8 protein-coding genes are annotated in these 13,565 nt (G+C 74.0%); 3 read left to right on the top strand and 5 right to left on the bottom strand.

Annotation, left to right across the window (positions count from 1 at the left end):
• Positions 1–33: 33 nt before the first annotated feature.
• A complete protein-coding gene (locus tag MKD51_RS06730; RefSeq protein WP_240239567.1) occupies positions 34–1,170 on the bottom strand; it encodes a S16 family serine protease in 1,137 nt (378 codons plus the stop codon).
• Between the two features lie 20 nt (positions 1,171–1,190).
• Between MKD51_RS06730 and MKD51_RS06725 the strand changes: the two genes are divergently transcribed.
• The gene (locus MKD51_RS06725; protein WP_240239566.1) at positions 1,191–2,612 is read left to right on the top strand and encodes a zinc-dependent metalloprotease; all 1,422 of its coding nucleotides are present in this window, start codon (positions 1,191–1,193) and stop codon (positions 2,610–2,612) included.
• 76 nt (positions 2,613–2,688) lie between these two features.
• Positions 2,689–3,441: a hypothetical protein gene (locus MKD51_RS06720; RefSeq protein ID WP_240239565.1), complete on the top strand. Its 753-nt coding sequence runs from the start codon at positions 2,689–2,691 to the stop codon at positions 3,439–3,441.
• Here MKD51_RS06720 and MKD51_RS06715 read toward each other — a convergent pair.
• Together MKD51_RS06715 and nudC are read right to left on the bottom strand one after the other, a co-directional pair.
• Positions 3,332–5,137, bottom strand: coding sequence for an ATP-dependent helicase (locus tag MKD51_RS06715; protein ID WP_240239564.1), 1,806 nt, complete (start codon positions 5,135–5,137; stop codon positions 3,332–3,334). The two genes, MKD51_RS06720 and MKD51_RS06715, sit on opposite strands and share 110 nt — an antisense overlap.
• Positions 5,122–6,039 carry an NAD(+) diphosphatase gene (gene nudC, locus MKD51_RS06710; protein WP_240239563.1) on the bottom strand — a complete coding sequence of 306 codons (918 nt, stop codon included), beginning with the start codon at positions 6,037–6,039 and terminating at the stop codon, positions 5,122–5,124. Before nudC ends, MKD51_RS06715 begins: the two co-directional genes overlap by 16 nt.
• 58 nt (positions 6,040–6,097) lie before the next feature.
• On the opposite strand from nudC, the gene MKD51_RS06705 reads away from it, so the two are divergent.
• Entirely contained in the window at positions 6,098–7,273 is a 1,176-nt protein-coding gene (locus tag MKD51_RS06705) for a phosphotransferase (RefSeq protein WP_240239562.1), read from the top strand.
• On the opposite strand, the gene MKD51_RS06700 is transcribed toward MKD51_RS06705, so the two are convergent.
• Positions 7,259–10,432: an ATP-dependent DNA helicase gene (locus tag MKD51_RS06700; RefSeq protein WP_240239561.1), complete on the bottom strand. Its 3,174-nt coding sequence runs from the start codon at positions 10,430–10,432 to the stop codon at positions 7,259–7,261. The two genes, MKD51_RS06705 and MKD51_RS06700, sit on opposite strands and share 15 nt — an antisense overlap.
• Positions 10,429–13,479 (bottom strand): UrvD/REP family ATP-dependent DNA helicase, encoded by a 3,051-nt coding sequence (locus tag MKD51_RS06695; RefSeq protein WP_240239560.1) that lies wholly within the window; start codon positions 13,477–13,479, stop codon positions 10,429–10,431. Before MKD51_RS06695 ends, MKD51_RS06700 begins: the two co-directional genes overlap by 4 nt.
• Positions 13,480–13,565 lie beyond the last annotated feature (86 nt).

Here is a 13,565-nt window from a genome sequence, read left to right as displayed (position 1 = left end):
TCGGGCGCGGTCCAGCCATCGTATCTGGGGACCCTATGAGTCGGTGCCGCCCTCACAGGTCGGCAGCGTGGAGGTGTCGGCGTTCATCGCGACCGTCTCGATCGCCGTGATCGCGTCGTCGAGCGTGTCGACCGCGAAGACCGTCAGCCCGGCAGGCACGTGCCCGACGACCTCGGCGCAGTTCTCGACCGGAGCCAGGAAGTGGCTCGCCCCGGCGGCCACCGCCCCGTGCAGCTTCTGCACGATGCCGCCGATCGGTCCGACATCGCCCAGCGCAGAGATCGTGCCGGTGCCCGCCCACTCGGTGCCGGCCGTCATCGCGCCGGGCGTGAGCTCGTCGACGATGCCGAGCGCGAACATCATGCCGGCGCTCGGGCCGCCGACATTGGGCAGCTCGATGTCGACCTCGAAGGGGAAGGTGAACTCATTCGACGGGTAGATGCCGACGATGCGCTGCCCCTGCTCGTCGACGGGCGTCACCTCGACCGTCATCGCCTCGCCCTCGCGCTCGATGTCGAAGGTCGTCTGCCCGTCGACCGCCGCGATCGCCTGCCGGATCGAGTAGACGTCGTAGGCGGTCTCGCCGTTGACGCGCACGATGCGGTCGCCCTCCTCGAGGACGCCGACCGCCGGGCTGTTCGGGATCACGCCCGCGACGCGCACGTCGCTGACGATGTCGTGCCCCTCGTGCAGCAGCGCCGCGGCGATCGCCGCCTGCTGCGAGTTCTGCATGTCGATGCGACCGGACTCGTTCGACTCCTCGATCGAGAGCTGCGGCGGGAAGGCGACCGACATGGGGATGATGGAGTCGGCCGGATCGAGGTAGGCCTGCGCGACGTCGACCCAGCTCAGCGGTCGCTCGGGGTTGCCGTGCAGCGCGAGCGTCAGCAGCCGCAGCTCGCCCTCCGTCGGGTAGGTCTGGGCACCGTCGATCGCGATCAGTGGTCCCGCATCCGTCTCGCCGAGCGTGTCGTACGTGGGGCCCGGCACCTCGACCACGTAGGGCGAGGGCACGAAGGCGAGCGCGAGCGAGGCGATCGCCGTGGCCGTCAGCGCACCCCAGCCGGCACGACGAAGGCGCCGCGGCCGCACATCCGGGAACCGGTGGTGCACCGGGTGTTCGCGGACGGCGGAGGGCGGGATGGGCGGATTCCCGACAGGTTCGGACATGCTCCGGATAGCGTAGTCGCATGCCTGACGACTCCGACGATCGGCGCCCAGAGGACGAGCTGCGAGAGATGCTGCAGCGCTTCCTCTCCGGCGACGGACCCATCGATCCCTCCCGCCTCGCGGGTGCCGCTGGCATGCCCTCCGACCCCGCCCAGCTGCAGGCTCTGATGGCGCAGCTGCAGGCGGCCCTCTCCCGCAGCGAGGACGGCATCGACTGGTCTGCCGCCCAGCGCCAGGCCGCTGCCGTGGTGCAGCGCGACCCCGGCTCGGTGACGAGCGCGGAGCGCGAGGCCGTGCAGCAGGCCGTCGACCTGGCCGCGATGTGGCTGAGCGCGACGACCGAGATCGGCGCCGCGACCGGGCTGACGATGCTCTCGCGCCAGCAGTGGGTCGACGCCACCATCCCGGTGTGGCAGGAGATGAGCGAGCCGGTCGCCAACAGCATCGCCGGCGCGCTCACCCGAGCGATGCAGGAGCACGCGCCGGAGGAGGCGCAGGAGATGCTCGCCGGCGCCGAGAAGATCCTGCGCAACGTGGGCGGCACGATGTTCGCCATGCAGCTCGGCAACGTGGTCGGCCAGCTGGCCGGCGAGACGGTCGCCGGCGGCGACTTCGGCTTCCCGCTGCTCGAGGACACCGCGGCCCTGCTGCCGGTGAACCTGCGCACGGTCGCCGAGGGGCTCGAGATCCCCGAGGACCAGGTGCGGATCTGGATGGCGGCGCGCGAGCTCGCTCACGCCCGCCTCTTCCATCACGCACGCTGGCTGCGCCTGCACGTGCTCTCCTCCGTGCGCGAGTACGCCGAGGGCATCCACATCGACGTCGACCGGCTCGAGGAGCTCGCCGAGTCCTTCGACCCGACGAACCCCGACGAGCTGCGCCAGGCGCTCTCGAGCGGCGCGCTCATCCCGCCGAAGACGCAGGAGCAGCTCGAGGCGCTCGCACGACTCGAGACGACCATCGCGCTCATCGAGGGCTGGGTCGACGCTGTCACCGAGGCCGCGACCGAGCGGCTGCCCAAGCGCGACGCGATCGCCGAGTCGGTGCGGCGCAGGCGCGCGACCGGCGGCCCGGCCGAGAAGGCCTTCGGCACGCTCGTCGGCCTCGAGATCCGCCCGCGTCGCCTGCGCGAGGCCGCGGCCTTCTGGCGCACGGTGACGGATGCCGTGGGTGCAGAGGTGCGCGACAGCCTGTGGGATCAGCCCGATCTGATGCCCGGCTCCGACGACATCGACGACCCCTCGCGCGTCATCGCCCGGCTGCAGGGCGTCGGCGAGCTCGACGAGATGGACCTGGCGCTCCAGGAGCTGCTCGACGACGCCGAGCGATCGCAGGACGCGCCCGGCACGGGGGCGGAGGCTGCCGCCGACGAGGCACCGGAGGGCGAGACGCCCGAGGGCGAGGCCGGCGACGAGGACGGCGAGGAGCCGAAGCAGGGCTGAGCCCTTCGACAGCGCAGGGAGCGATGGCTGTGGAGAGCCGCCGACGCGATCGGCCGCGAAGGCGCACCATGCGCCCATGCTCCGCCTCGACCCGCACCTCGCCGTCTTCCGCACCTCCCCCGACCGCATCGCGATCGGCGCCCAGCAGCCCGTCGCCCAGCTCGACGCCGACGCGCCCACGCTGCGCGCGATCGCGGCGCTGACCCGAGGCGTGCTGCCACGCGAGCTCGGGCAGCTCATCGGCGAGGTGCCCGCGCAGACGCTGCTCGAGGTGCTCGAGCCGGCGATCGTCGAGGCGGTGGCGCCCGTCGCCACGCTCGTGCGCGGGCGCATCCCGCTCGCCGAGCAGCTGCACCGCGCCGCTCGCGCCGCCGGGCACCCGACGCGTGTCGACGGCGAGGGCGTGATCGTGCCGGTCGCGCCCTGGCGGCTGCCGGCGCGCGAGCTCGAGCGGCTGCTCGACGCGGGCGATGCACACCTGCCGGTGGTGGTCGGCGACGCCTGGCTGCAGGTCGGCCCGTTCGTGCCGTCGGGCGGAGGGTGCGCGCAGTGCGCGCGGCCCGCGGGTGACCCCCTGCTGCCCGGCCATCTGACGCCGGTGGCGAGCCCGATCGCCGCGTCGCAGGCTGTGGTCACGCTGCTCGAGGCGCTGCGACGCGCGAGCGAGGGCGCGCTGTCGGCGGGCTGGGCGGTGCGGATCCGGCAGCGGGATGGTGCGGTCAGCGCCGTGCGGCGCCGCCGCTGCTCGCACCGCGCTGCGCAGGGGTCCGCCGCCCGTTCGCGGCCCGCGGCGGAGCGATCTCGGCGAGGAACCGCGACGGCTGCCTAGCCGCGTGACCCGAGCTCTTCGCCCAGGTGAGCGAGAGCGTGCGCTCGGCGCGCGTGATGGCGACGTAGAGCAGCCGGCGCTCCTCGTCGATCTCGGCGAGCGTCGTCGCGTGCGAGATCGGCAGCAGCCCCTCGGCGAGGCCGCACACGTGCACGTGCTGCCACTCGAGGCCCTTCGCGGCGTGGATGGTCGCGATGGTGACAGCGGCGACGGTCGGCTCGTGCTGCGTCCGCGCCCGCCGCTGCAGGTCGTGCGCGAAGCCCGGCAGGTCGGTGCCGCCCGTCTCCTCGGCCAGCGTCACGAGCGCGTGGAGCGCGTCCCACTGCGCGCGCTCCTCGCCGTGGGTCGCCGGCGGCTCCGCGCGGTAGCCGAGCCCCATGACGATGTCGGTGACGGCCTGGAACACCGGGCGACGGTCGGCCGGCGCGCTGCGCAGCATCATCACGGCGCGCTTGACGACCGGGATCTCGAAGAAGCGGGCGGAGCCGCGCACCGTCGAGGAGAGCCCGACGCTCGCGAGCGCCTGCTCGATGAGGCCGGACTGCGCGTGGTAGCGGGTGAGCACGGCGATGTGCCCGGCGTCGGCGCCCGCATCCACCTGCGCGCGGCACGCGGCCGCGATCGCCGCGGCCTCCGCCGAGTCGTTCGCGTGCACGGCGGCCGTCGGCTCCTTGCCGACCGCGCCGGAGGCGGCGGTGAGGGTGAGGGCGTCGCGGCCGCGCATCAGCCGGTTCGCGAGGCCGACGATCGACGAGGTCGAGCGGTAGGAGCGCTCGAGCCGGACGACCTCTGCATCGGGGTGGTCGTGGATGAAGCGGTTGAGGCTCGCGGCATCGGCGCCGGCGAACGTGTAGATCGTCTGACTCGGGTCGCCGACGACGCACACGTCGCGGCGATCGCCCAGCCAGGCCGCGAGCACGCGCTGCTGCATCGGCGAGACGTCCTGGTACTCGTCGACGGTGAAGTGGCGATAGCGAGAGCGCACCTCGTCCGCGACGACCGGCTCGCGCTCGATCATGCCGACGGTCGCGAGCAGGACATCCTCGAAGTCGATCTGACGGCGCTCATCCTTGATGCGCTCGTAGGCCATGTGGAGGTCGATCATCGCCTCCGGCGCGATGCCCGTTGGCATGGGGCGGATGCGCGCCTGCACGCCGTAGTCCTCGAGGGTCATCGCCTGCGACTTGCGCCACTCGATCTCGCCAGCGGCGTCGCGCAGCTGCGCTGTCGGCAGCCGCATGCGCAGCTGCGCGGCCGCATCCGCCAGCGTCGACGCCTTCTGCGGCAGCAGCGCCGGCATGCGCGAGCCCGTGATGCGCGGCCAGAAGTGCGAGAGCTGCGCGAGCGCCGCGGCGTGGAAGGTGCGCGCCTGCACGCCGCCGGCGCCCAGCCGCGCGAGGCGGGTGCGCATCTCACCGGCGGCCCGCGACGTGAAGGTCAGCGCGAGCGAGGCGTGCTCCGCCTGCTCGCCGGTCGCGACGGCGTAGGCGATGCGATGCGTGATGGCGCGCGTCTTCCCCGTGCCGGCTCCCGCCAGGATCGCGACGGGGCCGCCGAGCGTCGTCGCCGCCTGCCGCTGCTGCTCATCGAGCCCCGCCAGGATGCGGTCGGCGTCGGTGAGGGCGCCGGCCTGTGCGCCGTCCCCGTCCGTGATCCGCGCATCCGTCTTCGACGCATCCGTCATCGCGCCAGCCACGCCTCGATGATCCAGGAGGCGATCGAGGTCTTCCCCGGCGACCGCACGGCGCCGGAGCGCAGCTCATCGCGCGTGAACCAGCGCACGTCGAGGATCTCGACGCCGTCGGGCACGAGCGTCTGCGGCTCGGGCGCCACGCACTCGAAGCCGAGCATGAGGCTGCGCGGGAACGGCCAGGGCTGCGAGCCGAGATAGCGGGGCTCGACGACGTGCAGGCCCGTCTCCTCGTGCACCTCGCGCACGACGGCGGCCTCGAGCGACTCACCAGGATCCACGAAGCCGGCGATGAGCGAGTAGCGCCCTGCCGGCCAGGCCGCGTTGTGGCCGAGCAGGATGCGCTCGTCGGCCTCATCATGGATGGCGACGATGACCGCCGGATCGGTGCGCGGGAAGTGCGCGGCGCCGCTGGCGGAGCGACGCACCCAGCCCGACTCCTCGAACTCGGTCGGCAGCCCGTCGAGCGGGCTGTGGAGGCTCTCGCGCTGCCAGACGCCGAGCGCGACGGCCTGCACGAGCAGGCCCGCGTCGGCGTCGTCGAGCTCTGCGCCGATCTCGCGCAGCGAGTGCCACTCCGCGCCATCGACGTCGAAGGGCTCGGCGACGAGCATGGTCAGGACGATGACGCCCGGCTCGCCGTCGGCGCCCTGCGGCAGACGGCCGAGCCAGCTCGGCGGCACGAGCGGCTCGACCGGTGCTGCACTGGCCGGAACCTCGTCGGGAGCGAAGCGCACGAGCCGGCCGTCACGCACGGGAGCGCGGTCGCCGGCGATGACGATGATGCGCGTCGACGCGGTCTCGAGAGCCCGATCGACGGCGTCGGGGGCGATGCGCGAGGCGTGGTCGCGGTCGATCCCGGAGCGGGCGAGCGGCGGGACGCCCCCGTCTCGGGTGAACCTTGGCACGTCACCTCCGTCGCGTGGCGCGGCCCCGCGTGAGCGAGTCCGGCCTAGCCTGGCATCCATGAGCTCGAACCCCTTCACTCTAGCTGCGCTCGCCACGACCGCTGTGCCCGGCCTCGATGTCGTCGGCGCAACGGATGACGGCTCCGACGAGCACCGATCCGTCGTCGCCGCGCAGCTCGCGGGCGGCGAGACGGTGCAGGCGGTGCTCCCCCGCTCGATCTCCGCGCTGCGCAGCGCGAAGGAGCACGCGTCGGCGCTCGCCGCGCTGACGCTGGCGACCCGATCCCGGCTCCCCTTCGAGGTGCCGACGGTGCTCGGCACGGCGGATGCCGGCAGGTCGACCCTGTTCGTCATCTCGCGGCTGGGCGGCACGACGATGCTGCTGTCCGACATCTCCCCCGCCCGCCCGGGGCTCGCCGTGAGCATCGGCCAGGCGATCGCCGCGATCCACGAGCTGCCGACCTCGGTCGCCTCTGATGCCGGCCTGGCGCACGAGAGCGCCCAGACGCTGCGCACCCGACTGCTCGGCACCTTCGACCGCGCTGCCGAGACCGGCTCGGTGCCCGCGGCGCTGCTGCAGCGCTGGGAGGCGGCGCTCGGCGACGATCGCCTGTGGCAGTTCAAGCCCACGCTCGTGCACGGTGACCTCCAGGCCCCGGCCTTCCGGGTCGAGGGTGCTGCGGTCGTCGGGCTCGACGGCTGGCATGCGCTCTCGATCGGCGACCCGGCCAGGGATCTCGCCTTCCTGCTCGGCTCCGGCGAGTTCGGCAGCGTCGACGAGGCCTTCGACGCCCACGCCGCAGCCCGCGGCATCGGCGATCGGCAGGTGCGCCAGCGGGCGATGCTGCACGCCGAGCTCGACATCGCTCGCTGGCTCCTGCACGGGGTCGACCGCAGCGACGGGTCGATCATCGAGGATGCGAAGGGCATGCTCGCGGGGCTCGTCGCGCGCGTCGACAGCGACCCGGGGGCCGCGATCGCACCCCAGCACCTGGAGACCATGGACCTCACGGGTGTGCAGGCCTACCTGGGTGAGGCGGCCAGCGCCGACAGGCCCGCCGATGCCGGCACGCCCGCAGAGCAGGAGACCGACGTCATCCAGAACCCGCTGCCCGGGGGACGCACGGGTGCGGCGGCGCGCGACCTCGATCGGACGGACGTGATCGAGCCCGCCCTGCCGGCTGCCGATCCGACCCAGCAGGAGCGCGCAGACGGCAGCTCAGCCGAGCGCTGAGGCCTCTGCCACCGCCTGCTGCGCGGCGAGCCAGCGGGCCTCGAGCTCGGCGAGCGACTCGATGCGCTCCGGCCGGATGACGCGATCGTGCTCCACGAAGTAGAGCTCTGCGTCGACCTGCTCGGGGTCGAGGCCCGCGTGCGCCGCGTAGGCGGCCCGGTAGAGCGCGAGCTGCAGCTGCCGAGCCTCGAGGTCGGCGTCTCCCGAGGGCAGCCTGCCCGTCTTCCAATCGACGACGGTGGCGCGATCGCCGTCCCGGTAGACGGCGTCGATCTTGCAGACCACGGTCGTGCCTGCGAGCGGCAGGTGGATCTCGATCTCGGTCTCAGCCGGCTGCCGGTCGCCGTAGGAGGAGGCGAGGAAGGTCTGCTTCAGCCGCTCGAGCCGCTCGGCGTCGATGCCCACGAGCTCCTCGTCGAGCGCCGCGTCGTCCACGGCGTCGCCGAGGCCGATGGCCCCGTCGCGCCGCTCGACCCAACCGTGGAAGAGCGTCCCCAGCCGGGTGGCAGCGAACGGCTGCTGCGGCATGGGCCTGGCGATCTGCTTCGCGACCGCGACCGGGTCAGCCGCCCAGTCCTTGAATCCGGATGCGGCGATGCGGCTCGGGAGGCTCAGTGACGTCTGCACGCGGTCGGCGAGCAGCAGTCGGATCGCGGCGTCCCAGCGCGTGGCCCGCTCGGGCTCTGCCGACTCGATGCGGGCAGCGGCCCGCTCGACGGCCTCGCGACGCCCGCCCAGCGGGTCGACGGGCCACACGAGCTCCGGGGCGACGCCGACGCGAGGGTTGCCGTCGGCCTTCGTCGCCGGCGGCAGCAGGTCGACACCGCGGTCGGCGGCCACCAGCTCGAGCAGGCGATCGGGGCGCGAGGGCGTCGGCCCGGTGCCGTACCACTGCGCTGCAGAGAGCCAGAGCGCCTTCCGTGCCCGCGTGACGGCGACGTACGACAGCCGGTCGCGCTCGCTCTGCTCGTGCTCGGCGAGCCGGCCGAGGAAGTCTGCTCGCGCGTCGCGGTAGCCATGCGCCGTGCGCTGCTGCCAGTCGTGCTGCGAGAGCAGCCGCCGATCCCCGCGCAGCTCGTAGGGCAGCTTCGCCCAGTCGAGCCAGCCCTTCGAGCGCGGGTCGCTGACCGTGAAGGCGAGCCGAGGCAGCGCGACGAGATCCCACTCGAGGCCCTTCGAGGCGTGCATGGTGAGGATCTGCACGACGCCCCGCTCTGGTGCCCGCTGCGGCGCATCCGGTCCGCGCCCGCGCTCGACCGCCTCCAGGTAGTCGAGGAACGCGCCGAGCGAGCCACGATGGTCTGCGGCGGCGAAGGCATGCGCCTCGCGCGCGAAGGCGTCGAGCACGGCGCGGTCGCGGCCCGGGTTGGCGCCGACCTCGATGTCGAGGCGCAGCGCCTGCTCGATGCTGCGCACGAGCTCCGGCAGCGGCATGCCGGCTCGGCGGCGCAGGCGGCGCAGCAGCTGCGCGGCCTCGCGCATGCGCTCGAGCCCTTCGGCGGTGACGCCCTCGAGCGCAGCCCCGTCGGCGAGGGAGTCGAGCGCGTCGATGATCGATGCGCTCGCCTCGGCGACCACGGCGCTGCGATCGCGGGCGCGCTGCTCGTCGGTGAGCCCTGCTGCGGCGAGCCGTCGGGCGTGCCGCTGCAGCGCCATGAGGTCGGCGACACCGATCCGCCAGCGACTGCCGGCCAGCAGCCGCACGAGGCTCGAGCCCTCCTCCGGCTTTCCGAGCACGCGCAGCGCGGCCACGAGGTCGACGACCGCCGGCTCCTCGAGCAGCCCGCCACCACCCCACCGCGCGACCTTGACGCCGAGCGCGCGCAGCGCATCCGCGAGCGCGATCCCCTGCGCGTGCGTGCGCACCAGCAGTGCGGCGGTCGCTGGTCCCCCGTCGAAGCCCGCGCCGTGCTCGCGCAGCCAGCCAGCCAGCTCCTCGGCCTCCTGATCGAGGGTCGAGACGTGGCGCACGCTGACCTCGCCGATGCCGGCGCCCGTGCGCGGGGTCAGCCGTTCGACAGGCACGCCCGGCTGCTCGGGCAGCCCGCTCGCGATGCTGTGGGCGACGTCGAGGATGCCCGCGTCGTTGCGCCAGCTGGTCGAAAGCGACATCGTCGCGGTCGCGCCGAATCGCTCCGCGAACAGCGCGAGGGTGCCGGCGCTCGCGCCCCGGAAGCCGTAGATGGCCTGGTTGGGGTCGCCGACGGCCATCACCGGCTCGCCGGTGAAGATCGTGCTCAGCAGCTGCAGCTGCAGCACCGAGGTGTCCTGGAACTCGTCGAGCAGCACGAAGCGGTGCCGCGAGCGCAGGTCGTCGATCGCACCGGGATGCGCGTCGATGGCGTCGAGCGCGAGCCGCACCTGGTCGCTGAACTGCACCACGCCCAGGCTGCGCTTCTGGGCGTCGAAGGCGTCGACGAGATCGGCGAGCACGTCGAGCGCGCCGACGCGCCGGGCGTCCTCGGCGATGTCGTCGCGCGCGCCCTTCGTGAGCGCTCGCTCGTCGGGGTCGGGGGGCAGCTCTGCGAGGCTCGCGAACGCCGCAGCGAAGCCGGATGCGCGAAGCTGCGCGGTGCCGACCCGGTGGTCGCCGAGCTCGCCGGCGAGCTGCAGCACGCGCTGGGCGATCTGGTTGGCCGATCCGAGCGTCGCGAGGCGCAGGTCGTCGGATGCGCGGGCGACGCGGAGCGCGAGGAGGAGCGCCGCGGGGTCGGTCAGCACCTCCGACTCCGGGTCGCGCCCGATGAGCAGCGCCCACTCTCGGAACAGCGAGCTCGCGAAGGAGTTGTAGGTCTGCACGACCGGCTTGTGCGTGGCGACCAGCGCTGGGTCCACCAGGCCCGCCGTGCCCAGCAGCGTGAGCTGCTCGTCGAGCCGCACCTGCAGCTCGCGGGCCGCCTTGCGCGTGAAGGTGAGGCCGAGCACCTGATCGGGCGCCGCGTGGCCGTTCGCGACCAGCCACAGCACGCGCTGCGCCATCGTGTGGGTCTTGCCGCTGCCGGCCCCCGCGACCACCAGGATCGGCGCTGCCGGCGCCTCGATGACGCGCTGCTGCTCGGGCGTGGGCGCCTGCGGCTTCGTGCCCTCCGCCTCGGCGAGCGCGGCAGCGATGTCGACGGCGCTGTGCGCTTCGGGGTGCTGCTGGGGGATGTCGGTCATTCGGTGACCTCCGGGAGGACGTGGATGTCGCACTGGGCGAAGGAGAAGGGGTCGGAGCAGTGCTCGGCCGGGATCGCGCCGAATGCCGCGCCGCCCATCGCGCCCACGGCATCCGCCACGTGCTGGACGAAGGCCTCGCGCACCTCGTCGAAGGGCGGCGCGTCCTCGAACTTCTTCGCCCTGGACCAGCGCGGCAGGAACAGCCTCGCCTCGGCGGCTGCGTCGGGGGCGATGCCCGCGATGCCGCCGAGCGCGAGGGCGAGCTGATAGGCGCGCAGCTGCAGGTTGCCGAGCTCGTCGTGCGACTTGGGCTTGGAGCCACCCGTCTTCAGGTCGACCACGCGCACACCGCCGCCGGGCGCGTGCTCGAGCCAGTCGATCGAGCCGTTCAGCGTCGCGCCCCCCTCGAGCTCGACCGCGAAGCGTGCCTCGTGCTCGGCCGACTCGACCGTCCACCCCTGGCCGCGCAGGATCTGGAAGTAGTGGGCGATGGCAGCCGCCATCGGCGCGACGTCGGCACGCTGCCGCGCTGCCTCCCAGCTGGACTCGTGCGCGAGCTCGCCGAAGCGGGCCTCGATCGCCGCCTGCAGCGCCGACGCGTCGGTGGCGTCGTGCTGCTCGACCGCCTCGTGCACGATCGTGCCGAGACCGGCCGCGCGGTTGCTGGTGCTGCCGGCGAGCCGGTCGACCGCCCAGGAGACCTGGCACTCGTCGAGGCCCTGCAGCGCCGAAGGGCTCACGTGCACGGGCTCGGTGGCATCGAGGCGCTCGGTGGTGGTGATGGGCGCGAGGCCCGCCCACTCCCCGACCGCAGCGCCCGGCACGCGCTCCTCGGCGAGCCGACGGAGGGCGGCAGCGGCGTCGTCGGCGTCGCCCTCCGCGAGCACGAGGCGCTTGCGGAGGTGCGCGACGAGCGATCGCAGCGAGTGCCAGTCCCCGTCTGGCTCGGGTGCGCGCGGCAGTCCGAGCACGAACGGCGACGGCTGCTCGTCGTCGCTCTCGACCGCCGTCAGCAGCACGCTCGAGCGCGCGGTCGCGACCGCCTTCACGAAGGTGCGCAGCTCGTCGTGCAGCACCGCGGTGCGCTCGTCGTCGGAGGGCGAGCCCGCGAGCCGATTCGCGCCCAGCAGCGAGCCGCGGGGGCGGAGGTTCGGCCACACGCCGTCCTGCAGGCCGGCGACGATCACGGTGTCGACCTCGCGACCGACGAACTGACCGGGGGTGCCGATCGCGACTCGGGAGAGCTCGGCGCGGGCGGCGAGCGAGTCGTCGTCGACGCTCGAGGCGAGCCAGGCGTCGACGAAGCCGCCCGCATCGACGTCGGGCCGGCGCTCGATCAATCGGGCGACCTGATCGAAGAGCGCGACGACCGCGTCGAGCCTGCGATTCGCGAGCGCGCGCTCGACGCTGTCGCCCTCACCCAGCGCGGCACGCTGCCAGGGATCGGCGACCCCTGCGGCACTCCAGACCGCCCACAGCACTCGATCGGCGGCTGCGGGGTCGTCGGCGGCGGCGAGCTCTCGGGCGTCGGCCACCATGCGGACGAGTCGGCGCGCCGCGGCCACGCCCTGACGCGCGCCGGCCAGGTCATCGAGCATCGAGGGCTGCTCGACCGCGTCGCGCACGAGCTCGGCTCCCGGCACGTGCACCTCGCCGCCCTCGGCGATGATCCGGTGGCGCAGCGCGCGCTTGAGCCTGCGCACCGCGAGCGCGTCCAGGCCGAGGAGCTCGCTGCGCAGCAGCTGCTCGACGAGCTCGGCGGTGAGCGGCAGCCGGTCGGTCGCGACGGCGAGCACGCTCACGAGCGCCTCGACCGTCTCAGCCTCGCGCAGCCGCGTCGGCCCGCCCGATGCGACGGGCACGTCGAGCGCCGACAGCAGCGAGCCGAGCTCAGCGGCGACCCGGCCGGTGCGGGCGATCACGGCGATCTCGTCGAGCGGCACACCGAGCGCGCGACGCTCGTGGATGAGCCGGGCGATGCGCCTCGCCTGCTCGTCGACCGACGCCGCGACGTGCAGCTCGACGAGGTCATCGCCGATCCCCGCGGCTGCGGCGCTGCGGTGCCTCGCGCCACCGGCCGTGCCGATGCCCCCGGATCGGGCCAGGATGAGCGCCCGCACCCGCTCGCCGTGCCTGTGGTCGTGCGCGAGCTCGAGCCGGTCTCGGTCCGCGAAGCCCAGCCGCGCAGGCAGCGTCGCCAGCAGCGCCGGATCAGCGCCGCGGAAGCCGCCCGTGGTGGTGTCGGGATCGCCGAAGGCGATGATCGAGGCACCGCGCGCACGCAGCGCCTCGAGCACGACCACCGCACCCTCGGTGAGCTCCTGCGCATCGTCGACCAGCACGAGCGAGGGCAGCGGGGTCGCGGTCACGGCGATCTCGGCGGCGGCGCGCCGCAGCAGCGACGCCGCCGTCACGGCATCCGCGCCACGCCGCTCGAGCCGCTGCAGCCGCTCGAACTCCGCCATGAAGGCGCCCGCGGCGACCCACTCGGGGACGCCGTGCGTCTCGCCCTCGCGCGCCAGCGCATCCGCCGTCATCCCTCGCTCTGCGGCAGCCGCCATCACCTCGCGCAGCTCGGCGCGGAAGCCCGCCTGCTCGCGCACCTCGAGCCCCAGGTGCTCGGGCCACGCCGGCCCGTGCGCGAGCCCCGTGCCGGCGTCGTCGGCATGGCCGGCGAGCATCGCCGCGATGATGCGATCCTGCTCGGCGCCCGAGAGCAGCTGCGGCGCCGGGCGGCGCTCGGCGAGCGCGGCGGCGGTCAGCACGGCGTGCGCGAACGACGGCATCGAGCGCGCCAGCGGCCCGGGAGTGACGAGCGCCGTGCGGGTCGCGAGGCGATCGCGCAGCGCCGTCGCGGCCTGCCGCGAGCCCGCGATGACGAGCACCTCGGCCGGCGCGAGACCGGCGGCGAAGCGATCGGCGGCGAGCTCGACGAGCGTCGTCGTCTTGCCGGAGCCCGCGACGCCGAGCACGATGGCGGATGCGTCGGCGGGCAGGGCGAGCACGGCGCGCTGGGATGCGTCGAGGGTCACGGGCTGGTCGGTCACAGCGCCACGGTATCGACGGCCGGTGACGTGGCGGTCACGGCCCTCTGGTTCCCGCCGTTCGCCGGGCGCGGAAGCGTGCATGAGCC

The organism is Agrococcus sp. ARC_14 (assembly GCF_022436485.1).
Lineage (GTDB): Bacteria > Actinomycetota > Actinomycetes > Actinomycetales > Microbacteriaceae > Agrococcus.
Note: the sequence above shows the minus strand (reverse complement) of the source record. Positions and strands in the feature narration are given on the sequence as shown.